This is a genomic window from Paenibacillus sanfengchensis (assembly GCF_036864765.1).
Classification (GTDB): domain Bacteria; phylum Bacillota; class Bacilli; order Paenibacillales; family Paenibacillaceae; genus Fontibacillus; species Fontibacillus sanfengchensis.
Genome location: NZ_JBAGJC010000001.1, coordinates 510093 through 534793, shown reverse-complemented (window position 1 = coordinate 534793; position 24701 = coordinate 510093). Strand labels below are relative to the sequence as shown.

20 protein-coding genes and 1 pseudogene are annotated in these 24701 nt (G+C 48.9%); 18 read left to right on the top strand and 3 right to left on the bottom strand.

The features are described from left to right. Positions 1-16: 16 nt before the first annotated feature. The 13 genes and pseudogenes from V4U84_RS02510 (at position 17) to V4U84_RS02450 (ending at position 15547) form a co-directional block, all read left to right on the top strand. A complete protein-coding gene (locus V4U84_RS02510) occupies positions 17-1333 on the top strand; it encodes an anaerobic C4-dicarboxylate transporter (protein WP_334073192.1) in 1317 nt (438 codons plus the stop codon). 44 nt (positions 1334-1377) lie between these two features. Beyond that, on the top strand, positions 1378-2208 hold the full coding sequence (locus tag V4U84_RS02505) for a sugar phosphate isomerase/epimerase family protein (RefSeq protein WP_334076709.1): 831 nt from the start codon (positions 1378-1380) through the stop codon (positions 2206-2208). A 36-nt stretch (positions 2209-2244) separates the two neighbouring features. After that, positions 2245-2658, top strand: coding sequence for a cupin (locus tag V4U84_RS02500; RefSeq protein WP_334076708.1), 414 nt, complete (start codon positions 2245-2247; stop codon positions 2656-2658). Between the two features lie 156 nt (positions 2659-2814). Further along, positions 2815-4650: a cache domain-containing sensor histidine kinase gene (locus V4U84_RS02495; protein ID WP_334076707.1), complete on the top strand. Its 1836-nt coding sequence runs from the start codon at positions 2815-2817 to the stop codon at positions 4648-4650. Beyond that, positions 4638-6218 carry a response regulator gene (locus tag V4U84_RS02490; protein ID WP_334076706.1) on the top strand — a complete coding sequence of 527 codons (1581 nt, stop codon included), beginning with the start codon at positions 4638-4640 and terminating at the stop codon, positions 6216-6218. The genes V4U84_RS02495 and V4U84_RS02490 overlap by 13 nt, the downstream gene beginning before the upstream one ends. 116 nt (positions 6219-6334) lie before the next feature. After that, the gene (locus V4U84_RS02485) at positions 6335-7654 is read left to right on the top strand and encodes an extracellular solute-binding protein (protein ID WP_334073187.1); all 1320 of its coding nucleotides are present in this window, start codon (positions 6335-6337) and stop codon (positions 7652-7654) included. Between the two features lie 70 nt (positions 7655-7724). Continuing rightward, a complete protein-coding gene (locus V4U84_RS02480; protein WP_334073186.1) occupies positions 7725-8594 on the top strand; it encodes a carbohydrate ABC transporter permease in 870 nt (289 codons plus the stop codon). Positions 8595-8662: 68 nt separating this feature from the next. After that, positions 8663-9463 carry a carbohydrate ABC transporter permease gene (locus V4U84_RS02475; protein ID WP_334073185.1) on the top strand — a complete coding sequence of 267 codons (801 nt, stop codon included), beginning with the start codon at positions 8663-8665 and terminating at the stop codon, positions 9461-9463. Positions 9464-9484: 21 nt separating this feature from the next. Continuing rightward, positions 9485-10969 (top strand): annotated as a pseudogene (locus tag V4U84_RS02470) (alpha-N-arabinofuranosidase). A 48-nt stretch (positions 10970-11017) separates the two neighbouring features. After that, positions 11018-11647 carry a polysaccharide deacetylase family protein gene (locus V4U84_RS02465; protein ID WP_334073183.1) on the top strand — a complete coding sequence of 210 codons (630 nt, stop codon included), beginning with the start codon at positions 11018-11020 and terminating at the stop codon, positions 11645-11647. Continuing rightward, positions 11644-13167: a glycoside hydrolase family 43 protein gene (locus V4U84_RS02460; RefSeq protein ID WP_334076705.1), complete on the top strand. Its 1524-nt coding sequence runs from the start codon at positions 11644-11646 to the stop codon at positions 13165-13167. The genes V4U84_RS02465 and V4U84_RS02460 overlap by 4 nt, the downstream gene beginning before the upstream one ends. A gap of 134 nt (positions 13168-13301) precedes the next feature. Further along, positions 13302-14078, top strand: a complete 777-nt coding sequence (locus tag V4U84_RS02455; RefSeq protein ID WP_334073181.1) for an alpha/beta hydrolase — start codon at positions 13302-13304, stop codon at positions 14076-14078. 38 nt (positions 14079-14116) lie between these two features. After that, positions 14117-15547, top strand: a complete 1431-nt coding sequence (locus V4U84_RS02450) for a family 43 glycosylhydrolase (RefSeq protein WP_334073180.1) — start codon at positions 14117-14119, stop codon at positions 15545-15547. A gap of 81 nt (positions 15548-15628) precedes the next feature. Here V4U84_RS02450 and V4U84_RS02445 read toward each other — a convergent pair whose 3' ends face one another. Further along, positions 15629-16588: an NmrA family NAD(P)-binding protein gene (locus tag V4U84_RS02445; protein WP_334076704.1), complete on the bottom strand. Its 960-nt coding sequence runs from the start codon at positions 16586-16588 to the stop codon at positions 15629-15631. 123 nt (positions 16589-16711) lie between these two features. On the opposite strand from V4U84_RS02445, the gene V4U84_RS02440 reads away from it, so the two are divergent. Then, the gene (locus tag V4U84_RS02440; protein WP_334076703.1) at positions 16712-17593 is read left to right on the top strand and encodes a LysR family transcriptional regulator; all 882 of its coding nucleotides are present in this window, start codon (positions 16712-16714) and stop codon (positions 17591-17593) included. A gap of 243 nt (positions 17594-17836) precedes the next feature. Beyond that, positions 17837-18817: an FUSC family protein gene (locus V4U84_RS02435; protein WP_334076702.1), complete on the top strand. Its 981-nt coding sequence runs from the start codon at positions 17837-17839 to the stop codon at positions 18815-18817. A gap of 63 nt (positions 18818-18880) precedes the next feature. On the opposite strand, the gene V4U84_RS02430 is transcribed toward V4U84_RS02435, so the two are convergent. After that, positions 18881-19930, bottom strand: coding sequence for a LysM peptidoglycan-binding domain-containing protein (locus tag V4U84_RS02430; RefSeq protein WP_334076701.1), 1050 nt, complete (start codon positions 19928-19930; stop codon positions 18881-18883). A gap of 99 nt (positions 19931-20029) precedes the next feature. Continuing rightward, on the bottom strand, positions 20030-20959 hold the full coding sequence (locus V4U84_RS02425) for a TraB/GumN family protein (protein ID WP_334076700.1): 930 nt from the start codon (positions 20957-20959) through the stop codon (positions 20030-20032). A 176-nt stretch (positions 20960-21135) separates the two neighbouring features. Between V4U84_RS02425 and V4U84_RS02420 the strand changes: the two genes are divergently transcribed. The 3 genes from V4U84_RS02420 (at position 21136) to V4U84_RS02410 (ending at position 24672) form a co-directional block, all read left to right on the top strand. Continuing rightward, on the top strand, positions 21136-22395 hold the full coding sequence (locus V4U84_RS02420; RefSeq protein ID WP_334076699.1) for a serine hydrolase domain-containing protein: 1260 nt from the start codon (positions 21136-21138) through the stop codon (positions 22393-22395). 405 nt (positions 22396-22800) lie between these two features. Further along, the gene (locus V4U84_RS02415; protein ID WP_334073174.1) at positions 22801-23388 is read left to right on the top strand and encodes a TetR/AcrR family transcriptional regulator; all 588 of its coding nucleotides are present in this window, start codon (positions 22801-22803) and stop codon (positions 23386-23388) included. 75 nt (positions 23389-23463) lie between these two features. Then, positions 23464-24672, top strand: a complete 1209-nt coding sequence (locus tag V4U84_RS02410) for an MFS transporter (RefSeq protein ID WP_334076698.1) — start codon at positions 23464-23466, stop codon at positions 24670-24672. The last annotated feature ends 29 nt before the right edge of the window (positions 24673-24701 follow it).

Below are 24701 nucleotides of genomic sequence, written 5' to 3'. Positions count from 1 at the left end.
AGGAGGGTGAACCTTCATGTTTTGGTTACAGCTGTTCATCATCATTTTGCTCATCTTCTTTGGCGCCAGAAAAGGCGACGTATTTATGGGCTTGCTCGGCGGCGTGGGCGTGGCTATATTTATATTCATCTTTCACGTCCAGCCGGCGGCTCCTCCCATCGATGTCATGTTGATTATTTTGGCGGTCGTGCTCGCGGCCTCCGCGCTGCAATCTTCGGGCGGGCTTAATTTTCTCGTCCATCTTGCGGAAAAAATGCTAAGTAAGTCGCCTAAAAATATTACGATTATAGCCCCGATTATCTCCTGGTTATTTACGTTCATGTCGGGAACGGGACATGTCGTCTACAGTTTACTTCCGATTATCAATGAACTGGCCATCGATAACAAAATCAGGCCGGAACGGCCGATTTCAAACAGTATCATCGCGTCCCAGCAGGCCATCACCTGCTCGCCGGTATCGGCGGCGACCGCGGCCATGATCGGATTTATGGCCCCCCTTGGAGTGGGCTTGGGAACCATCTTGACCATTGCTATACCGGCTACCTTACTGGGCGTTGTGGTTAGTGCGGTGTTGACGATTCGCAAGGGCAAGGAGTTGGCGGAAGACCCGGAATATTTGCGGAGGCTCGCGGAAGGATTAATTGTCAAACCGGAACAGAAGGCTGAGAAACAAGCCGTACCAAAAGGAGCGAAAGCTTCGGTTGTGCTCTTTTTGCTGGGTGTTCTGGCGATTGTCATCATGGGTCTGTTTAATAACCTGCGTCCATCCTGGGTGCAAGGTGGCGAGACTACGATCTTATCCATGCCGAATACGATTGAAATTATTATGCTGGTTTGCGCCACGCTCATCATTATCTTTGGCCGTCCGGCGATTGAAACGATCCTTAACGGCCCCATCTTCAGGGCCGGGGCGCTGGCGATGGTTTGCGCTTTTGGACTCGCGTGGATGAGCAGCACCTTTATCAACGGACAAACCGCCTTTATCCAAGAACATGTCGCTACGATCGTAAATAGTTATCCCTGGATGCTCGCCGTAATCATGTTTATTGTCGCCGCCCTGACGACAAGTCAAGGCGCCACGACATTGATTATGGTCCCGATCGCCATCGCGCTTGATTTACCTCCTTACATCATCATTGGAGCGTGGATGGCCGTAAATGCCAACTACTTTTTGCCGGTTGCGTCGCAGTGCCTTGCCGCCATCTCGTTTGATACCGCGGGTACGACCAAAATCGGCAGGTTTGTGCTCAATCACAGCTTTATGATACCGGGATTAATCAATACCCTGACCTCCGTCATTGTTGCTACATTAATTGGAAGCGTTTTAATTTAGAAGTCAGTATTTATTGCAGGATAAGATAAGGAGGGGTTTGGACTATGATACAACTCTCGCAAGTGGCTGCCGCGAATTATCATTACAAAAGGTATTCCGTGGATTATTTTTTGGACTCCGTTGCCGGGTTGGGCTTCCGGAATATCGAGTTATGGGCATCGGGACCGCATTTTCATCTGGACTATTTCACGTTGGAAGATATCAAACAGTTAAATAAAAAAATCAAAGAACGTGAGCTAAAGGTCATCTGTCTGACCCCCGAGCAGTTTGTTTATCCGATCAGTATCAGCCACCCCGATCCGGACTACCGCAAGCAAAGCGTGGAGTTTTTCCGTCGGCATATTGAAGCCGCGTCGCTTCTGGAATGCGACAGAGTGCTGGTGACGACAGGGATCGCTTATTTGGACGCCGATGAGACGGAAACGTGGAAATGGATCCGGGAATCTTTGGGCGAAATCTGCAAAACGGCGGAAAAAGAAGGAGTCTACCTTCCCGTGGAGGCGTTTACCTCCTTTACCACACACGTGTTTAACAGCGCGGCCCACATTGCCCAGATGATCCAAGAAGTCGGAAGCCCCAATTTGAAAGGGCTGGCGGATACGGACGTCATGGCGACGACAGGCAAAGATACGATTCACGACTTCATCGGGGAGCTTGGAGATGATTTGAACCATGTGCATTTCGTCGACGGCAATCCCGGGGGACATTTGGTTCCCGGAGAAGGCAAACTCGACATGGCCGGGGCGTTAAAGGCGCTGAACGATATCGATTACAAGGGATATCTGGGCCTGGAACTGCTGGATCGAAGATATATTTTGGACCCGGAAAAAGCGATGCGGGATTCGCTGACCTGGTTTGAAAAGCACTTATCCTAATACCCATCTGCGAAATGTGAAAGGAATGGTAGAACGATGAAAGCAGATATATTTATTCATGAAGGCGAAGGCATTCAATGTGTGTACAAAAACGAGAAATGGCTGGTATGCATCAAAAACTGGAAACCGGATAACGATATCGACGGCATTCATCGCCTCGAAGTCCATCGCGAAACCGACGAACAATTCATTTTGGTACGCGGCAAAGCGATTCTGCTGGCTGCGGACCGAAGGGACGACCAGTTCGACATTGAACTGATCGAGATGGAACCGGGGAAGGTCTACAATATTCCTCAGGATACCTGGTTTTATACGATTATGCAAAAGGATACGGTAATGACGTATGTCCAAGACGCCAACACCACCAATGAAAACAGCGAATATTGCGAAATGAGCGAAGCCGAGTTGGCTTTGGTCAGTAAAAAGGCCCGTGAAATATTGAATAAGTAAGATGGATCTCAAAAAGAGACGTTCGTTGCCGGAACGTCTCTTTTTGGCATGCAAAATTATTTTTGACGCAGTACGGGAAACTATTTTTCATTGTCTGAAACAAAGGGCTGTCGCTATAATGGAATTTATTACATCATAAAGCGGGGGGCCGAAACGGTGATCGAGAGGATAAAGAGGAACCACTTCATTTACGGCAAGCCGAAAAAATTAGCTTTTAAAATACCGTTTGCCTATTTCCTGGTCATTTTGTTTACGGTCGGACTCAGCTATCTGGTACTTACTCAAATATCAACGAATTCGGCTCAAAAAAAAATCAATGAGGCGTCTTTGCAAACGATTACCTCCATCCGGACAAACGTCGATTTGATGATCGAAAACGTAAACAACTATTCCAAAATGATATTTTCCGATCCTAATTTGCAAAACTTACTTAGGCAAGGGGATGTGTATTCCAACTTGCAAACCCAGTCCAAGGTCAGCGCGTACTTGTACAATTTAATGCAAGCGGTTCCAATCATTGATTCGGTATATATCTATGACAACTCGGGCCACCGTTTTTCCGTCGGTACCCAGGAATTGCCGACTTACATGGAGGCGAATATTGAGGATGCTCCGTGGTATGAGCGGGTTGTTAGCAATAAAGGACGGTATATTCTGACACTAAACCAAGGCCAGTCTTTTTCGGGGGGAAAAGCCGAGAATGAGGGCGACGGCAATACCGTATCTTTTATCCGATTAATTCGGGACATTGACAATACGTCTCCTCTCGGGGTCCTGGTCATGAACATCAAGGATGAAGCGTTTGTGCAGGCGTATTCCAATCTGCTGGATCAAAATTCCTTGGACATTACGATTTTGGATGAAAACAATCAGACCATCGTAGCCGACTCCGCCGACGAACCCAATGGAGCGGTGTATCAAGAGATTCTGACCGACAATAAAGTCAAATTGGAACAATTGTTTCAGCAAAGCGATTCCGGGTTTCTGTCCGCGAACATCGGTTCACAGAAATATACGGTTACATATCTTGCCAGCGGGGAGTCTGATTGGAAATTCGTGAGTATCTCGCCGCACGATACCTTTCAGGAGAGAAATAAATCGCTGGTGCTTCTGGCGCTGGTGTTGCTTATTGTCAATGGAGCTATCTTTTTTGTGAGCTCCTTCGTGATCTCGCGCAGCATTATCAAACCGATTCAAAAGCTGCTGCGGTCGATGAACAAAGCCCCTAGCGGAAATTTCATGAAAGTGATCGCAGAGCAGAACAGCTATGAATTCGAACAGTTGTATAACGGATACAATCATATGATTGAGCAGATTGACCAACTTCTGAAGCGCATGATCGAAGAGCAGAAGACGATCCGCAAGGCCGAATTGAATACGCTGCAATCGCAAATCAAACCTCATTTTCTGTATAACACGCTGGACTCTATCAACTCGTTGGCGTTGTCCGGGCTAAACGACCAGGTATGTTACCTGATCGAGGCGTTGGGGAGTTATTATCGCATGAGCGTCAGCAAAGGAAAAGACGTGATCACGGTGGGCGAAGAAATCGAGATGGTCCGCAATTATTTGAAAATCCAGAAGGTGCGTTACCACGATGTGTTCGAGGCTCAATTCGAGGTGGACGAAGATTGCTGCCAGACCCCGATTCCCAAACTGGTCTTGCAGCCGTTGGTGGAAAATTCGCTGTATCACGGCATACGCCCCAAAGGAACGAAAGGTATTATACGGATCAGCGCGAAAACTACGGATGGCAGCGTGAGAATAACCATTTCCGACGATGGTGTCGGCATGTCGCAAGAAGAGATCGAGCAAATTTTGCAGACGGAAAGAAGAGGCCAGATCAAGAGCTTTGGATTATGGGGAACCATGGAACGGCTGCGCATATTTTACGGGGACAAGGATTGTATCACCGTGGATAGCGAACCGGGAAAAGGAACGACGATTACGTTAATTATACCGAATGGAGCAGATGCATCATGGGACAATTAAAGGTTTTGATTGTGGACGACGAATATCTGATTCGGAATCTACTTAAAATGCGCATCGATTGGGAACAACAAGGCATGATGATCGTCGGCGAAGCGTCCCACGCTCAAGAAGCGCTTGATATGGTGGAGCAACAGCAGCCGGATATTATTTTTACGGATATCTACATGCCGAATATCAATGGAATCGAGTTTAGCCGGAGGGTATTGGAGAAATACCCGGAGATGAAAATCGTGGTCGTTACGGGTCATGACGAGTTTGAATATGCGCAGCAGAGTATCAAAATCGGAGTTTTCGATTTCCTCCTCAAACCGATTCGGGCCGCGGACCTGCTGCATGTCACCGACAAGCTCAAACGGAAAATGAATGAGGAACGTACGCGTGAGAACGAATTGAAGCGGCTAAAGGAAGAGCTGGAACGGAACCTCCCTTATTTGCGGGAGAAGTTTTTATTCCAATGGATTCAGGGTGCCCTGTCCCTGGAAGAAATCCTGGATAAGGCGGCTTATTTCAACATGCCCATGCTCCTTCACGATGGAGCCTATCAAATCGCTGTTGTCGAAATCGCTCCGGCATCCCAGAAGCACACCGAGGAACAGTTGATTTTATTGGGGATGGAGGGCAAGAACAACATAGAGGCGTTTTTCTGGGATGACGACCGGGTTCTCATTTTGTCGGACACCCGGAACCAATTTGTGCTTGTTTCCTTTAACGAGGAAGCGGATCTCGTGAGCGACGGCGAATCGCTGATTACCAAGCTGCTTGAGTCCTCCCCCTGCCTGGTAAACATCGGGGTAGGGCGCAAGCGCGGGAATCTGCAAGAAGCCCACCTGGGATATCAGGAGGCATGCCGTGCGATTCGATACAAGGCATTCGCCGGAAACAATCAGGTCGTCTGTTTTGAAGATATGGTTGACAGTAGGGAGCAGTCTTATCAGTCAAATCCGGAACTACTCCAGCAGTTGCAATTTTATGTCAGCGTAGGTTCGTCCGAACGCGCGGCAGAGATGCTGCCCCGCATATTCGCTGTTCCTTTTTCCGGTGTGGCGCAGTTTCGGCTGGCGGCGATGGATGTGATTGCCGCATGCCAGCGCGCGGCCATGGAACAACAGATCGAGGAGGAACACGCGTTGAATAAAGCAACGCTGGTTTCGATCATCACGGCGGACAATCTGCCGGAATTAACCACTATTTTGGAGCGATACGTCCTTAGCACTTCACGAACCATTTTCTCGAAAAAACAAGCCAAGGAAGGCAACCTGATCGGTCAAGTCAAAGCGTATCTTGAAAAGAACATGAGCGACCCCCAGGTGGGGTTGGCAAGTACCGCCGCGGCGTTTTTCGTCAGTCCGGGCCATTTGGGACGGCTGATGAAGAAAGAGACGGGCCAGACCTTTGTGGAGTACTTGACCCATTTACGTATGAAAAGAGCTGAAAATCTGCTGAAAACGACCGATTTGAAAGGATACGAGATTGGCGAACGAGTTGGAATCCCGGATCCGCATTATTTCAGTATCTTGTTCAAAAAGACGACCGGCAGGTCCATGAATGAGTATAGGAACGTGAAATGATTAACGAAGAGATGCTCGAATTTTACAAGGGAATGTGCTTATTTTGAATGGAGTATATCTGGCGGCTTCCCTAAAATAACGATAGATGCATCAAACTTTATCAGGGAGGTCAAAAGATGAAAGCGTTACTAAAAAAATCGATGAGTATCGTATTGGCGTTGGGGCTTGCAGGCAGCTTGGCCGCATGTTCATCCGAATCTTCCGGGGGGAAATCCTCGGGTGAAAGTGGAAGCGGTTCCATTAAGTTGACCCTATGGGATCAATCCGTAGGCAATACGGACCCGTCGGCCAAATTGCTGCCGCAAATCATTGAGAAGTGGAACAGCGAGCATCCCGATATCCAAGTCGAACGGACAGGTACGACCGGCGAACAGTATAAAACCAAAATCAAAACATCGCTCGCCGCCGGCGAAGCGCCCGACATTTTTTACGGCATGGGCGGCGGCAGTTTCATGCAGCCTTATATCGAATCCGGAAACGTGCTTGATATCTCCGGCTATCTGACAGATGAAATCAAGTCGAGAATGGCACCGGGCATGTTAGAAGCCATCGAAACGGACGGGAAAATCTATACGCTTCCGGTGTTCACCCATATTGCCAACCTTTATGTAAATACCGAATTGTTTGAAAAAGCGGGAGCGAAAATCCCGACGACATATACGGAACTGCTCGATGCGGTAGAGAAATTGAAGGCGGCGGGAATTACTCCGGCACTCATCGGCGAGAAAGACCGCTGGCCGGGCATGTATTGGTACGACATGATTGCGATGCGCCAAGCCGGACGCGACGCCGTAATCGAGGCGTTTAAGGATCCTTCCAAATGGGATTCGCCGGACTTTGTTGCGGCAGCGACCAAATTGCAGGAGTTGGCAAAAGCGGGCGCATTCAACAGCAGCATGCTGAGCATGAGCTACGATGAAATGCTGGGCGCGTTCAATGCGGGCAGCGGCGCTATGATGTTCCAAGCCAACTGGGTAAATGCCGGGATCGAAGATCCGTCGGCGGCGACGAAAGGAAAGGTTCAAGTTATTCCTTTCCCGGTCTTTGAAGACGGTAAGGGCAAAGCCAGCGAAATTTTCGGCGTAGCCGTTGACGGGAACTATATCAACAGCACGACGAAGCATCCGAAAGAAGCGGCTGAGTTCCTGATTTATTTGAGTGAGCAGCTTGGTACCCAGGGTTATTTAGCCGGTGCCGGACTTCCAACCTGGAACACGGAAGGGCTGGATACATCAACCCTTTCCACACTGGATAAATCGGCTGCCGAAATTTTGAAAACGGCAACATCGTTCATTTCATGGTGGGATAACATTCTTCCCGCCGAGTCTGCGGAAACGCATAAGAACCTGATTGCCACGCTCCTGGCAGGCGATATTACGCCTGAAGAGTTCTGCAAACAGATGGCGCAGCTTAAACCGACGGAACTCGATCTTTGATCCTTGAATAATCTCAAACCGGATGTGGCCAGAGGAATCCCTGGCCACATCTTTGAGAGGAGAACTCACGATGAATTCAGTATTTTCGAATAAGGCAGCGATTGCGATATTTGTTCTTCCTACCTTACTTATTTTTTGCGGGATTGTATTAGTTCCGATTTTCGTCTCGAGTTATTATAGCGTATTGGATTGGAACGGCGTCGGTAAAGGTGTTTTTATCGGACTGGATAACTATGTAGAGATGTTCACGGATGCCAGGGCCTTGCATTCCATCCGGAACTCCTTCCTGTTCGCCGCGGCTTCCATCTTCATTCAGTTGCCGATTTCCCTGCTGCTTGCCTTGGTCCTGGCTTCTTCGGTGAAAGGCGAAGGCTTTTATCGGACGGTGTATTTTATCCCGGTGTTGATTTCCACCGTTGTTATCGCGCAATTATGGTCCAAAATCTACAATGCGGATTACGGCCTTTTAAATACATTGCTCGAGAACTTAGGCCTTTCCGGGTTGGCCCAGGACTGGCTTGGACAGAAGAAAACCGCGCTTGTTGCCTCTTTTATTCCGACCTTATGGCAGTACGTCGGTTACCATATGCTGCTGATGTATGCCGGGGCGAAGTCGATTTCGCAGGATATTTTCGAAGCGGCCAAAATTGACGGGGCTTCCCGCATCCGGACGGCATTCGCCATTACCATCCCGCTCATGAAACCCATCCTTAAAGTCTGTCTCGTCTTCTCGGTCATTGGAGCCTTCAAGGTATTCGATCTGGTGTATGTCCTTACGGGCGGCGGCCCCTTGTTCGCCACCGAGGTGCCGAGCACTTTGATGTACACGACGATTTTCAATACGTACAGATATGGCTACGGCAGTGCGGTATCCGTCTTTATTATCCTGGAATGCTTGATATTTACGGTAATGATCAATAAATTCTTCAAGACCGAATAGGGGTGAACATGTTGAGTACTGCAGAAGCAAGGTTGCCCAAGAAGCCGTCATTCATAGGGAAGTTCCTGTTGCAAGCCTTTTTAGTCATCGTGGCGATTGTACAGATTTATCCCCTTATTTGGCTGGCGTTCTTCTCGCTGAAAGACAATAGCGAAATCTTCAGCGGCGATGTGGCGGGATTTCCGAAGAAGCTCCTCTGGAGCAACTATGCCAAGGCGTTGTCGGACGGCAACGTAATGAATTACTTCAATAACAGCGTGTTGGTGACCGCGGCCTCCATTATTCTGGTTTTGATTTTGTCCTCGATGGCGGCCTATGCCATCACGAGAATGAACTGGAAGCTTAACAATTTGACGATGACGCTGATCCTCCTCGGGATGATGGTTCCGATTCACGCGGCGCTGCTGCCGTTGTTTATGGTTCTGAAAAATCTGCATTTGCTGAACACCTACTGGTCGTTGATTATTCCTTACGTGGCTTTTGGGATTCCGATGGCCGTGTTTATCCTAGGCAGCTTCTTCAAGGGTGTCCCCCGCGAGATGGAGGAATCCGCGGTTATTGACGGATGCGGCATCTACAAAACCTTCTTTCACATTATTCTGCCGTTGATTCGTCCTGCGATCGCTACAGTTGCGATCTTTACCTTCCTCTCCTGCTGGAACGAGTTGATGTTTGCGGTGACCTTCATCAATGACGCTCACTATCAGACGCTGACGGTCGGGATGATGTCGATGGTCGGAACTTATATTACGCAGTGGGGAATTATCGGGGCCGGGCTGATGATTACGACCGTCCCTACGGTAGTTATTTATTTGCTGCTGAATAAGCAAGTCCAAAATAGCATGATTGCGGGCGCAGTCAAAGGATAAGACGTGAAGGGAGAACATGCGATGAAAGCAAGGATCACGGTCAATGTCGATCAACCGGTCGGAACGATCAGCCGCCATATTTACGGGCACTTCGCCGAGCATCTCGGCCGCTGCATTTACGAAGGCATCTGGGTGGGCGAGGATTCGCCGATTCCGAACACCCGCGGCATACGAAACGACGTATTGGAGGCTTTGCGGGGCCTGAACATCCCGGTGCTACGCTGGCCGGGCGGCTGTTTTGCCGATGAGTACCACTGGAAGGACGGCGTCGGTCCGCGGGAGCAGCGCAAGCGCATGGTGAATACCCACTGGGGCGGCGTCGTGGAGAACAACCACTTCGGCACGCATGAATTTTTCGATCTGTGCGAGCTGCTGAGCGCGGAGCCGTACATTTGCGGCAACGTTGGCAGCGGTACCGTACAGGAGATGCAGGAATGGGTCGAGTACATGACCTTTGACGGGGAATCGCCGATGGCCAACTGGCGGCAGGCGAACGGACGGGAGAAGCCATGGAAGCTGAAGTATTTCGGCGTTGGCAACGAGAACTGGGGTTGCGGCGGGAACATGCGGGCGGAGTATTACGCCGACGAATACCGCCGGTTCCAGACGTATGTCCGCAATTACGGCGAAAACCGGATTTACAAAATCGCCGGCGGGGCCAATGTGGACGATTATCACTGGACGGAGACGCTGATGCGCGAAGCCGGCGCATACATGGACGGTCTTAGCCTGCACAACTACACGGTGCCCGGCGGATTCGAGGTCAAGCGTCCGGCGCTGGGCTTCGACGAAGCGGAATGGTTCGAGACCCTGCAACTGACACTTCATATGGACGAGTTGATTACGCGCCATTCGGCGATCATGGACCAGTACGATCCGAAAAAACGCGTCGGCCTGATCGTCGACGAGTGGGGTACCTGGTTCCAGGTGGAGCCGGGCACGAATCCGGGCTTCCTGTATCAGCAAAACTCGCTCCGAGATGCGCTTGTCGCCGGACTGCATTTCCATGTATTTCATCGTCATTGCGACCGCGTGCACATGGCGAATATCGCGCAGACGGTTAACGTCCTGCAGGCGATGATTCTGACGGAAGGCGCCAGGATGGTGCTGACGCCGACATATCATGTGTTTGAGATGTTCAAGGTACACCAGGATGCGGAGGCATTGGCGCTTCATCTGGTGAGAGGCGAGTACGAATTGGAAGGCGAGTCGATTCCACAAGTTAGCGCATCGGCTTCGAAGCGGCCTGACGGTACGATCGACATCAGCCTATGCAATGTCGATCCGCATCGCGAGGCCGCGGTATCGCTTTAGTTGCGCGGACTGGCGGGAATCGCGAATGTCTCCGGCCGAGTGCTGACGCATGCCGACATGACCGCGCACAATACGTTCGAGCAGCCGGAGACGGTGAAGCCGCGGGCGTTTGACGGGATTGCGAACGTAAGTGTGGACGGCTTGACGGCAATGCTGCCGCCGATGTCTGTCGTCATGCTGTCATTTTCCTAAGGGAGGGAATGACCCATGGAATATCCTATGAATCGGAGGAATGGTATCGTGGGCGAATTATCATTGGTCCATCAAGTCTCCACCCAGAAAAAGGCCGTCGCCTTTACGTTTGACGATGGACCGGATCCGTTGTACACGAAACAACTGCTGGACATTTTCCGCAAGGCCAACGGCAAAGCGACCTTTTTCATGATCGGCCAGGAGATCGAAGCGTTCGAAGACATTGCAAAGGAAGTTCATGCCGCCGGGCATGAACTTGCCAATCATTCTTACTCGCATCCTGATTTGACAAAGATTACGCTTGAGGAAGCGCGTGAGGAAATAAAGCGGGCGGACGAGATCATTCGCCGGGTAACGGGGCAGTCTCCGTCGAATTTCAGGCCCCCGTATTTTGCCGTGAATGATGAACTTCTTTCGCTTGCCGCGAAGCTCGGGTACCGCTCGATCGGATGTGTTAACGGCCAAGCCAAAGATTGGGAGCAGCCCGGTGTCGATTTTATACTGGAGCAGACGAGGGCAGCATGCAGGGAAGGCAGTATATTTATATTTCATGACGGGTATGGCGAACGGGCTCAAACGATTGAAGCCGTCCGGGTATTGGTCGATGAGCTGGCTGCTGACGGTTATCGGTTTTTGACCGTCAGCGAGCTGCTTGGGCTTGGGGATCTCATCGTATGAACAAGACGTTGATCATCAACCCGATTATATGGGCGGACGTGCCGGACGTGGATCCCATCCGGGTCGAGAACGCCTATTACTTGGTCAGCACCAGCATGCATTCGATGCCGGGCTGTCCCATTATGAGATCCGAAGATTTGCTGCACTGGGAGATCGTCGGTTACGTATACGAGACGTTCGAAGACAACGACGCGCATCGACTGGAAAACGGTAAAAACATATACGCGCGAGGCTCCTGGGCTGCCAGCCTGCGGCATCATCGGGGCAAATTCTATGTTTGCTTTTCAAGCAATGATACGGATCGTTTTTATGTGTACAGCACGGCCGATGTGGTTCAGGGGCCTTGGCGGCGCTCGGTCATCGACGGACTGCGGCATGATCCAGGCCTGCTCTTCGATAATGACCGGGTGTTCGTTATATACGGCAACGGGGACATTCACATCACCGAGCTGACCGCCGATGCAATGGCACTCAAGCCTGACGGAATCCATCAACTTCTGTTCGAAACGGAGCGGGAGGGTATCGGATTGCGTTGCGAAGGTTGCCATGCCTATCGGATCAACGGTTATTATTATTTGCTGTTCATTGAATGGCCAAAGCCTGGGATCGGTAACGGCCAGCGCAGGCAAATCTGTTACCGCTCCCGGGAACTGCTTGGACCCTATGAACGGAGGATCGTGTTGGACGACGATCTCGGTTACCATAACAAAGGAATCGCTCAAGGAGGCATATTCGATACGCCGGATGGCAAGTGGTACGCGATGTTGTTCCAAGATCATGATGCTGTCGGCAGAATCCCGTACCTGGTCCCGGTAGCTTGGAAAGAGGATTGGCCTGTGTTCGGCATGGAAGGAGGCAAGGTGCCGGAACGACTTGAGGTCGAATTGCCTTCCGTGCCTACGATGCCGCTCGTGATCAGCGATGAATTTGAATACGAGAAGGATAAGCTGGTTCTGAATTGGCAGTGGAACCATAACCCGAATAACCTGCTGTGGTCGGTGACGGAACGCCCCGGTTTCTTGAGACTTACGACGGGCAGCCTGGCAACAGGCGTCCTTCAAGCCCGTAACACGTTAACCCAGCGCACGGAAGGTCCATCATGCAAGGGGGTCACCTTGTTGGACACGGCCGGCATGAAGCCCGGCGATCATGCGGGACTTGTTGCCCTGCAAAGCCGTTTTGGCACCATCGGCGTCAAGGTGGGGCAGAGTGGCGACAAGTTCATAACCATGAGCGTGAACGGGGGGGACGGCAAAGAAAAGGAACTGGAAACCGTGCGAATTTACGGCAACGAGGTGTATTTGAAGATTCATTTTAATTTTGAGAACAGCGTGGACTTGGCAACCTTTTATTACTCCGTCGACGGGTCGGAATGGAAGAGGATCGGCGGCCCGCTGAACATGCGGTATACCCTGGATCATTTTATGGGTTATCGCATCGGGTTGTATTACTATGCGACCGGGGAAATCGGCGGCATTGCCGACTTCGATTATTTCCATTACGAGAAAGGCGTACGATGAACGGGAGTCTGCCAAACACACGGTGGAGATTGAAATGGCGGAAGGACAAAAGAATAAGCGGTTTACGATCCTGGGATTCGGCTATTCACCGTAATGAATTCATTTTGGAGGAAAATACGAAAGGAGAGGACGGAATGAGAACAACAGCTCCAGAAGGCTACGATCAGTACAGGGAAAATATTGCCCGTGGAAACGTGGAGATGGTGGAGTATTTCTCCGAAACCGTAGGGAATCCCCGTAAAACGAGGATATATATGCCCCCAGGATATTCCCGAAACCAAACTTATAACGTATTGTACCTTTTGCACGGTATTGGAGGGGATGAAAACGAATGGTTCAACCATGGGCAGCCCCAGATCATCCTGGATAACCTTTACGCCGACGACATGCTGGAGCCCATGATCGTCGTGTTTCCTAACGGCCGAGCCATGCCGGACGACCGTCCCGTTGGAGATATTTTCGACCCGGAGAAGATCCGGGCGTTCGAAAGATTCGAATCCGACCTGCTCCAGGATCTGATTCCGTGGATCGAGTCGAAATACTCGGTATCGACAGACCGGGAGAGCCGCGCGATCGCAGGCTTGTCCATGGGCGGCGGGCAGTCCCTGAACATCGGCTCGAACCATCTCGACCGGTTTGCCTGGATCGGAGCCTTTTCCCCGGCGCCTAATACCAAAGCTCCCGATCAGCTATTTCCCGATCCGCGGGAAGCTGCGGCTCTTCTCCGACTGCTGTGGCTTTCCTGTGGAGATCAGGATGATCTCAAGCATCTCAGCGAACGGACGCATGCTTATTTGGCGGATCATGGTGTACCTCACATATGGTTTGAGGAAAGCGGAGGCCACGATTGGTCCGTGTGGAAAAACGATTTGTATCATTTCTCCCAGCGGTTATTCAAAGTTACAAAATGAGAAGAGAGTGCTTCAGTTGATGAGGAGGACGTCATGAAATGAAAAAGCAAGGATTAAATCCCTACCTGCCGTCATGGGAATATGTACCTGACGGAGAACCCTATGTTTTTAACGGCAGGGTTTATGTGTACGGCTCGCACGATCGTTTCAACGGAGATGTGTTTTGTATTAACGATTATGTGTGCTGGTCGGCACCCGTGGACGATTTGGGCGACTGGCGATATGAAGGTGTGATTTACAAGAAAACGGATGACCCGCTTAATCCGGACGGCAGAATGTGCCTTTATGCGCCTGACGTTACCGTCGGCCCGGATGGTCGGTATTATCTCTACTACGTTCTGGATAAGGTTTCTATTGTTTCGGTAGCCGTTTGCGATACACCGGCCGGCAAATATGAATTTTACGGTTACGTCAGGTATGCGGACGGAACACGCCTGGGAGAAAGAGAAGGCGACGAGCCCCAGTTTGATCCGGGCGTGTTGACGGAAGGAGAGAAGACCTATCTGTATACCGGTTTCTGTGCAATTGGAGACAAATCCAGACACGGGGCCATGGCCACGGTGCTTGGTCCCGATATGCTGACGATCGTGGAAGAACCTGTCTTTGTCGCGCCGAGCGAACCTTACAGCAAGGGCAGCGGGTTTGAAGGACATGAGTTTTTTGAGGCTCCTTCCATAAGGAAGAAGGGCGATACCTATTATCTTGTCTATTCCTCGATCGCCATGCATGAATTGTGTTATGCCACCAGCCAATTTCCGACAAAAGGATTTGTCTACCAAGGGGTTGTCGTAAGCAACAACGACCTTCATATGGATTCCTACAAGCCGGCGGACAAACCGATGAATTACGGCGGCAATAATCATGGCAGCATCGTTCAAATCAACGGGAATTGGTTTGTTTTTTACCATAGACATACCAACGGCACAGCTTTCTGTCGGCAAGGCTGTCTCGAGCCGATCGCTTTCCGGGAGGACGGAACGATCCCTCAGGTGGAGATGACCTCCTGCGGTCCGAATGGCGGACCGCTTGCGGGGCGCGGGGAATATCCCGCTTACCTGGCATGTAATCTGTTTTGCAAAGACGAGGCGCTGTATACCGGCGGTTTCGGCTCGGGGGCATGGCTGGATAGCCGATTCCCGAAAATATCCCAGGATGGAAAAGACGGGGATGAAGAAATCGGGTACATCGCCAATATGACGGATTCCGCTACGGCCGGTTTCAAGTATTTTGACTGCCATGGAATCCGGAAGATTAAAATCAAGGTGCGCGGCTATTGCCACGGTGTCTTTGAGGTGAAAACAGCTTGGGACGGCCCGGCTCTCGGAAATATACCGGTTAATTTTACGAATATCTGGACGGAGTATTCTGCCGATCTCGCCATACCGGACGGCATACAAGCGTTATATTTTACATATAGAGGCTCGGGAGGCGCAAGCCTGTCCTCGTTTACGTTACTTGGAGATGAATAGGAACGCCAATTCAAAAAGCGGTCTCAGTTCGCAGGGTTTGCGAAGAGGCCGCTTGTTGTTCTTTTCTATTTGACCGAGTTTCTATTTCATATCCCGCCAGTTTTGGATATTGTTCTCCCAAATATATTTATATTTTCCGATAATATCTCTTGCTGTTTTTGGCTTTTGTCCAGTCAAAGCTTCAATGGCATCGGATTGAACGTTTAATAGCCCTTCTTTAATGCTGGCATCGGTTGTCACGAGATCATCGCCGCAGAAAGGAACAGGCGAGCGGGAGAAATCTCCGGTAATTTCTCTGGGAATGTGCAGTTTTTCCAGGTGCTCGTAATATTGCTCCGCATTCACAGGGACATACTCCAGGTCTTTGCCGGAAACTTCCTTGATGAGGTTGCACAGATCCCTTACGGAAACGGACTCTGATCCGACGATGTTGTAAGCCTTGTTGTTCTCGCCCTTTCCGAGCAGCGCTGCGGCTGCGGCCCGTGCGCAATCGTCTTTGTGGACGAGAGTAGCCCGCTCTTCACCGGCTGTGCTCAACCATTTATTGTCGGACATCAGCGCCAACATCGTATACATGGTCAGATAGTTTTCTAAATATAAGTTATTTCTCATTGCATTGTAGGCAATGCCTGTCGACTTTAAGTAGTTTTCAGTCGCCGTATGGTCCGGAGTTACAAAAACGTGAGCGTAATTAGGATCTGTCGCACCGATAAATGAACTATACGTGATGTGAGAGACTCCTGCTTTGATTGCCGTGTCAATCGCATTTTTGTGTTGTTGGACTCTTCTGCCTACTTCAAGGCCGGAGACAATATAGATACGATCCCCATCTTTGAAAGCCCGTTCCATGGATGGAATGTCATCATAATTGATTTCAAAGATTTTGACGCCCGCATTTTCCCAACGTTGAACCGTATCTTTGGGAATTCTGTCTTTCTTCATGCAGGTGAAGGTTAAATTGCGACCATCCACTTCTGCGAGCACCGTTTCCGCCACACGGCTTGCTAGTTGACCATCTACGCCTGTTACAATATAACGCATGTTTATTCCTTCTCTCTAGTGATTATTTTCACAACTAAAGAGTAGCACAGGTTGACACTTGAGTGAAATTACCCTATGTTATGAGTTATAAAAAGGATTTATATATTAAAAAGGGTGTTTCGAGTGAATATACAGCAACTCAAGTGTTTTGTTTCTCTTGCTGAAACACTGAATTTTTCGACAACGGCGGAGAAATTAAATTTGACCCAGCCCGCTGTAAGCCATAATATTAAAAGCTTAGAAAATGAACTGGGAATCACTTTATTTGTTCGCAACAAAAGAACCGTAAATTTGACGATAGCCGGCCATAGCTTCTACGAAGATTTAGAAGGACTTCTATTCCGATTGGACCAATCCATTAAGAAAGCACAGCGGCTTTCGGAGAAATATGAAAGTACCTTGATCATCGGATACACGGAGACGGTTTTTGAAAAGAATTTCTTGCCGGACCTTATTAAGCGATTTAAGGAACAATATCCGCAGATCCAAATCCAGTTGAAAAAGTCTAATTTGACAAGAGAGAAAGAAGACCTTTTGAACCAAAAGTTTGATATCGTCTTTACTACAGAAGATAATTTGGGAAAGGATACTGATTTTTGTTTTTACCCCGTACATCGAGGGTCTTATGGTTGTATACTGCCCCCCCATCATCCTTTTGCGAAGGAAAGAGAGTTGTCCGTCGAACAATTAAATCATCAATCGCTTGTTTTGTTTGATGATCACCAATCCCCCCCAACCCTAAAAAGGCTGCACAGGCAAATCATTGAGAATTGTCCGGATTCCGTTTATACCTACGGAGATACCATCAATACCGTACATACCATGATAAAGAGTGATCTTGGCATTTCGGTTCTGCCGGACTTCGTAATTGGAGAGGATCATGAAATCGTCTTCGTTCCTTTAAGCCATACTGAAGAAGTGATCTACGGTATCGCCTGCCTCAGAAGCGAAGAGCGCTTGGAAGTAAAACGCTGGATTTCAAATATTAGAGAGTTATTCACTTAAATCCAACCTGAACCGGGCAATGGGAAATCCTTGCTTTGGCTTCAGGTTTTTTATAGCTTTACGGCAACAAGGCGGGCTCTCGAATTAAGTTCACCAAACATATCCATGCGCAATAATATGGAGTTTTCGTGAAACTTCCCGATCATCGCCGCTGAACAGCCGTTCGGCGGCGATTTGTAGTTGAAGGGCTGAGACGACATTCGATATAATACGGGTCTGAGTTTGAATTATGGGGTGGATCATGTGAAATGGGGCATTGGTTTACGCAATATGAAGACAGGACTGGCCATCTGCATTTGTGTCTTAATATCGGCGATGTTGAAGCTGGAATATCCGTTCTACGCGGCGATCGCCACGATCATTTCGATGGAAAATTCGGTGACCAATTCATTTACGGCGGGCAAATACCGGACGATGGGCACGATAGTCGGGGCGATTGTGGGCGCCGGCTTCGCGTTTGTCGAGCCGGGAAACGCGGTGTACTGCGCCCTCGGTGTCATGATTGTGATCTATATTTGCAACCTGCTGAAATGGAACAAATCGGTTTCCATCGGCTGCATCGTATTTCTCGCGATCATGCTGAATCTTCAGCCGGGCGAGAGCCCGCTATTCTATGGGATTAACCGAATTACGGATACGCTGATCGGGATCGTTGTCGCCGTGGTCGTCAATTATGCCGTCTTTCCGCCCAAACATGAAATCAGCCTGCACAAAAAGCGTAAAGCGCTGGCCAGGCGGATGGCCGACGTATTTGAGCAGATCGCCGAGCGCGGGGAAGAAGCCGATTTAAAGAGCCTTCGTTCTGAACTTGGCAACCTGGAGAAATATTACCGGCTGTGTAAGGACGAGTTTCACCTGAAAAAAGACGTCAGTGAAACGATGGAACAAATCGGCGAGGAAGTTGAATCCTACCGGCATATTTACGAGCATTTGATTATTTTGCGGCGGCTCATGGATGAGCATCGCTTGGAGCTCGCGGCAAGCACGGAAGTTGCGGCCTGCAACTCGGATTGCGCTCGTGCCGGTCAGATCCAAACCGCAGCTAAAGCGGAGGCGGAACGTACGGATGTAGAGATTCGGAGCAGTATAGCCATCGTTTATGATTACCACGTAAATTGGATTTATAACAAATTGCAGAAGCTGGGGATGCCGGTCCCGCTAAAGGAAATGATCCGGCGGGCGAATGGAGCGGATCTGCGTCCCGTCAAGGAGGTAGTGCAATAATAAAATGCAGTCAGAAGGCCTTTGTCCAACGGGATAAAGGCCTTAATTTTGCCTGCAATTGTTTCATTCGTGAAATGAAGGGTCGGGAATGGTTATAATCGTTCTTAACATACCGTAAACCCGGGCGAGCTCGTCATAAGCTTCACGTTGAGCCAGACTAATCTTGAAATAAAGCACCATTTCACCGATAAAGAGCACAATCCGTTGTTCGACCCGCTCTTCCACATCTGCTGAGAGGAAAATCGCTGCTTTTTTGAAAAAAGGATCGCGGTCGTTCTCTTGAATTTCGTTAACAGGTCCCAGCGAGCTTAATTCTTTCCTCAGAAACTCTCGCATTTCGTGGACGTTCAGTGTTTCGTAGAATAGCCGGTTTATCGATACATGGGATTGTTCATCATAGGAAACAAGATGATCTTCCCGGGGTTTAATGGAGATTAGAGGAGTATATTCAGGTAATACATAGAAGTAATAACCTTGACTGCTGCTCAAGTAATAGGCCGTTTCAACAAGGCCATACCCGGTATCGATTCCTTTGGATTGTGGTAGAGCGGCGTTCCAATAGGGCAATGGGATGCACAAGTTTTGTCCGGGAACAAGAGCTTGAGGCGCGATGCCGGGATTTGCGGACATCAGTTTGTCCGGGGTGATTTTGACCCAATGCGACAATTCGTAGTAGGTATCTCCTTTTTGTATGGTATAGTTCCAAGAATGGAGACCGCACTGGCTGCGGTTGGGAAAGGGATATCCGTTGTATCGTGCCGGCGATAGTTCATACGATGGAATACAGATGACTTGGCCGATCATTAACCTATTCGGATTTAGAAAGGGGTTGGCCTGAATCAGGTGGGGTAAGGGCACCTGAAAAAACTGAGCGATTCGGTAAAGGGTATCCCCGGCCTTAATAGTATACGTAAAGGAACCTGGAGGACAGGTCCCGGTAGGGATGCATAGCTGTTGCCCCACATATAGAATATTCGGATCCTGAATGGACGGATTATAGTATAAGATGTCCTCCCAGTACACATTAAATTTATCGACTAAAGCTAACAAGGTATCCCCCGGCTGAACGGTATAGGGCATTCCCCAAGGGCACTGACTGGTTGGGCGATACATAAAAACTCTCCTTCATTGTTGGGATGAATTATTATATTCGCCTATTTATTTTTGGTGAGAGGGTCGTCCATTTACTTTAGGGCGACCCCGGAAGCGAATTTATCTATTCATTTGTATCATTTCTTTATAAGCGGGATAGTCATGAATCGCAATTCCGCCAAACCCGAAATGGTCCGCAAAAAAAGAGGATACCGTCCTTAACTGCTGATTCATATAATCCCGTCCTCCGTGATAGTACGTAATTTCGCTCGGGATGGTGCCGTCGTTGGGAGCATTGGTCTCCGCGCCGATGTAAACCTTCTTGCCCAGTCTCGCTGCGTAATCGATTTCCGCTTGGGTGGCGCGAATTTGCCGATCGGCCGTATTGCGGTACGCCATGATGGATACGGTGTCCACGATATCTATGACAAAATAACTCAACGGCTTTTTTTCTCCGCCCGTCTCTACAATGACCGGGTTTTCCCCTGTGGCGTACCACCACGGAATCGCCGCGTTAAACTCCAGAGTATTGTCGTTTAGGGCAATTTCGTTCGCTATTTTCTTAAGAATCTGAATAAATTGATAACTTACGGAGCCTCTTTTGGTTTTGTATTCGGGAAGGGTATGGGGTTCGATGTCATATTGGATCCCGTCAAATTTACTGGAAGGGTGGGACGTATTAAAGAGAAGGACTTGACGAAGCTCCTCCAAGGCTTCGCGATGATGGGTTTCGAGCGACCAGTTGGCTCTTCCGACGAGCGCAAAAACGCGAATCCCGTTGTCATGCGCTCTTCGGATCAGCTCTTCATAAGTAGCGGGTTGATCCGGCAACGTCCTTCGGGTGCCGATAAACAATAAGTTGATTTCGTGATCTTTTAGAAAACTCAATAACTGGGTAATCTTGTTTGAATCCGCGGCCGCTTCATAAAAGTCCCATACCCATAATGCTTTGGTATGCCCGCTGTCCGCGTTGACCGTGCTGGCCGTGTACGGGGTTGAGCTCATCAACAAACAAACGGAGAAAAACAGGATGGTTGCCATTTTTTTCACTTGTTCTCTACTCCATTCTCTATATATTTTCTAAACCAAAAACCAGATTATCATAAAATTGGAATTTGTCGAATGGTCTGTTTGGACTAATGTAGTGTGCTAATTAATTTTTAATTGAGTTAGTTCAATTGATATGATTGAGATAACTAGAAAAAGGGCTTAAAGGAGTGAGCTTGATGCAAGAAATGAGGTTGAAACTGGAAACCTATATCAATCAATACCTGGAATTATGGGACTTTTACGGTGTCATTCAAGTCAAACGAAAGGGAGAAGTGCTTTTTGAAAACGCATACGGTTACGCCAGTCTCGAATTTGGAATTAGGAACGAGATGAATTCCCGCTTCTCGTTAGCTTCCGTGTCGAAACAGTTTACGGCATTTGCGATCCTGCTTCTGCATGAGCGGCACCTGGTCGACATCGACGCATCCGCACAATTATATCTCCCACCCGAATTGAATATTGACGATTCGATCACGATCCACCACTTACTTTCGCATACATCCGGTTTATATAACTTTTATAATTTTGAAAGTGACTTTTTTGCCGGATACAACCGAATGAATTACTCGCAAACCGATTTCTTTCGGTTATATTTCGATAAGCCTGTCAAACCACCCGGCACGGTATATGATTACAATAACGCGAACTATAATTTGCTCGCTTGGATTATTGAATATGTCAGCGGAGAGACCTATGCGGATTTTATTCGCAACCAATTATTTTTACCTTTGGGGATGACGGACAGCGATGTGGATGACGGTTGCAAACCGATCCGAAACAAATCAAGCAATTATGTAAAAGATTTTGATGCGACGATTAAAAGCCCATATTATAACGAGAAATTCAGCATAGGTGCAGGCGCCGTCGTTTCCACATGCGATGATTTGTACAAATGGTATGCCTGTTTGCGCGACCGGAAGATCTTGTCGCGAGAAACATACGCCCGCTTTTTCAACAGGAATAAAAACAACTATTGTTATGGGCTGGAATATCGCCAACTTCGCGGCACAAACCAATATGGACATGGAGGTGATCACCTGGGGATAAGCACTTATGTGCAGTATGATTTCGGTGAAGATATCTGCATCCTCATTCTGTCGAATAACGAGGCCATCAATCAGTATAGACTGGGCGATGCCATTTCGAAAATCCTGAATCATATGGATGTTGAGGCTCCGGTTAAACGCGAAGAGGTTGTTGTCGAGGAAAATAAGCTTCATGAGTACTGCGGAACCTATTTGAAAGATAAGATCCGGGTTGAACGGATTAACGGAAAATTATACTTTACGCGATTCTCCGGCAATCTGCATATCGAGATTTATCCGGTAGGCGACGGGTTATTTGCGCGCAGATATAGCGATCAGATCGAACCTTACCGTTTTATCAAGAATGATAAGGGAGAGATGACGTTTTTCGGCTATCCCAAATTGGACTAGTGCCTCGTCAGGCATCGCAGTAGGGGAAAATGGGAACACGCTGTATTTAGTCCCACGGCGTTTAGGGTGCCTAGATCTTTTCGGCATTCTCCAATTCGAAAAAGATGCAAATCTGCAGGCTTTCAAAAGGGAAACGGGCTCCGCCGAATGGGATAAGGTTTGTTGGCCTAAAATTACAAATCTGCAGGAATTCTATGTTATCAAGATTGTCTAAAGGGACACTGGCTTGCGGAAGTAAGGAGGCCGGCCCGGGACGGGCCTGGCTACTTGATGGCACGTTTAAGAAAAATTGCGAAATCTTTTTCTATCCCGTATAATACTGAAGAAACGTTCAGTATTATTTTTTTTCTGAGCGACTCTTGATGCCCGGGGTCCTAATGAACTGCTTTAGAAAGGGGTGAGCGGGTGAACAAAAAGAAACAGCAGACCGAGCAGACCAAGAAGAGAATCGCCGATGCGGCCAAGGATTTATTTGTTCACAAAGGCTATAAGGCTACATCGATCGAAGATATTGTGAAAGCCACCGGATGCAGCGCCGGCAACATTTATTATCATTTCAAAAGCAAGGAAGGGCTGTTCTTCTATCTTATCGAAGATTGGAACAGGGAATGGGAAGAGAATTGGCTGACGAAGGAACCGCTCTATTCCACCACGGTCGATAAATTGTATGGTATGGCTGAACATTTGGCGAACGACCAAATCAACCATCCATTGACCAAGGCGATTGATGAATTCTACAACAATGCGGAGAAGGCTTCGGACATTGAGGAACGCATGAACGAAATGGTCAAGGGATATATCGCCTTTAATGAGCAGTTGCTGCAACAGGGTATCGATAAAGGTGAGTTTAAAAATAGGGATGTAACCGGACTGGCCATTATCCTGGACAGCTTGGTGCTCGGTTTGAACCAGCATACGCTGAGAATGGGACGCGAGCGAGCGCTGGCGACCTACCGTTTGGCGATGGATGTATTTTTGCATGGGATTGTTTAGCCGTCAGGCTAATTTTTTTACAAAGATATAGAATGAAAATTCAGTATTTAGGTTTGTTGAAGGAGAGTTAGAGAAATGGCACTATTACTTAAAAATCGGGGAGCTATACTGATCCTCATGCTCAATCTGTTTCTTGTCTTTACGGGAATCGGACTTGTCATTCCGATTATGCCGAAGTTCATCGAAAGTTTAGGCATTACCGGGGGCATCGTCGGTCTGTTGGTGGCGGCTTTCTCGCTCACCCAGTTCTTGTTTTCGCCGGTGGCCGGCCGCTTGGCCGATTTGTTCGGACGGAAAAGACTGATCGTCTTCGGGATGCTTCTGTTTGCTTTCTCGGAAGCGTTGTTTGGCTTCACGAACTCCACGGTACTGCTGTTTGCGTCCAGAATGCTCGGCGGCATCAGCGCGGCCATGATTATGCCGGCCGTTATGGCTTATGCGGCGGATATCACGACCAATGAGGAGCGGGCCGCGGGGATGGGATTTATCAACGCGTCCATCACGACGGGATTTATTATCGGACCGGGCCTTGGCGGGTATGTCGCCGAGTTGGGGCTGCGGGTTCCGTTTTATTTTGCGGCGATTGCCGGCGTGCTTGCGGCTTTAATCAACTTGTTGATCCTTCCCGAATCCAAGCCGGTTAAGCAGGAAAGCTCGAAATCACCGGCTGTGGCTAAGCAGCCGAGAGGCCTTTTGACACAACTGCGGTATGCGTATCGGGAGCCTTATTTTTTCAGCTTGATCATCGTTTTCGTCATGTCATTCGGCCTGGCCAACTTTGAAACTGTCTTTGGATTGTTCGTCGACCACAAGTTCGGATTTGGGCCGCAGGATATCGCTTTTATCATTACTTTCGGCTCCATATCGGGCGCGGTGATTCAAGCTACCGGCTTTAGCTGGATCCTCAAGCGTTTTGGGGAGAAGCGGGTCATCTCGGTTTGTCTGCTTTTTGCAGGCGTGTTTATTCTTCTGACGCTGTTTGTACACAAATTCTGGTTGATCTTTGCGGTGACCTTTATTATCTTTCTCGCGATCGACATCCTGCGTCCGGCCATCAGTACGCAAATGTCCATGGTGGCCGAAGATCAGCAGGGCTATGTCGCCGGCCTCAACTCGGCCTTCACCAGTTTGGGCAATATTGTCGGCCCGATCGTTGCCGGATTTTTGTTCGATCTGGATATCAATTATCCGTATACGCTCGCGTTTGTGGTTCTGTTGCTTTGCTTCTTCCTGTCCATTCGGACGGGTAAACCGGGGCGACAGGAAGCGCCGGCATCTTCTTGATAAAATAAATAAAAGGCAAAAAGGGGCCG

Coding starts and splice junctions, on each gene's coding strand:
- V4U84_RS02510 (WP_334073192.1), top strand. CDS start 17: ATGTTTTGGTTACAGCTGTTCATCATCATTTTGCTCATCTTCTTTGGC.
- V4U84_RS02505 (WP_334076709.1), top strand. CDS start 1,378: ATGATACAACTCTCGCAAGTGGCTGCCGCGAATTATCATTACAAAAGG.
- V4U84_RS02500 (WP_334076708.1), top strand. CDS start 2,245: ATGAAAGCAGATATATTTATTCATGAAGGCGAAGGCATTCAATGTGTG.
- V4U84_RS02490 (WP_334076706.1), top strand. CDS start 4,638: ATGGGACAATTAAAGGTTTTGATTGTGGACGACGAATATCTGATTCGG.
- V4U84_RS02485 (WP_334073187.1), top strand. CDS start 6,335: ATGAAAGCGTTACTAAAAAAATCGATGAGTATCGTATTGGCGTTGGGG.
- V4U84_RS02480 (WP_334073186.1), top strand. CDS start 7,725: ATGAATTCAGTATTTTCGAATAAGGCAGCGATTGCGATATTTGTTCTT.
- V4U84_RS02460 (WP_334076705.1), top strand. CDS start 11,644: ATGAACAAGACGTTGATCATCAACCCGATTATATGGGCGGACGTGCCG.
- V4U84_RS02455 (WP_334073181.1), top strand. CDS start 13,302: ATGAGAACAACAGCTCCAGAAGGCTACGATCAGTACAGGGAAAATATT.
- V4U84_RS02450 (WP_334073180.1), top strand. CDS start 14,117: ATGAAAAAGCAAGGATTAAATCCCTACCTGCCGTCATGGGAATATGTA.
- V4U84_RS02445 (WP_334076704.1), bottom strand. CDS start 16,588: ATGCGTTATATTGTAACAGGCGTAGATGGTCAACTAGCAAGCCGTGTG.
- V4U84_RS02430 (WP_334076701.1), bottom strand. CDS start 19,930: ATGTATCGCCCAACCAGTCAGTGCCCTTGGGGAATGCCCTATACCGTT.
- V4U84_RS02420 (WP_334076699.1), top strand. CDS start 21,136: ATGCAAGAAATGAGGTTGAAACTGGAAACCTATATCAATCAATACCTG.
- V4U84_RS02410 (WP_334076698.1), top strand. CDS start 23,464: ATGGCACTATTACTTAAAAATCGGGGAGCTATACTGATCCTCATGCTC.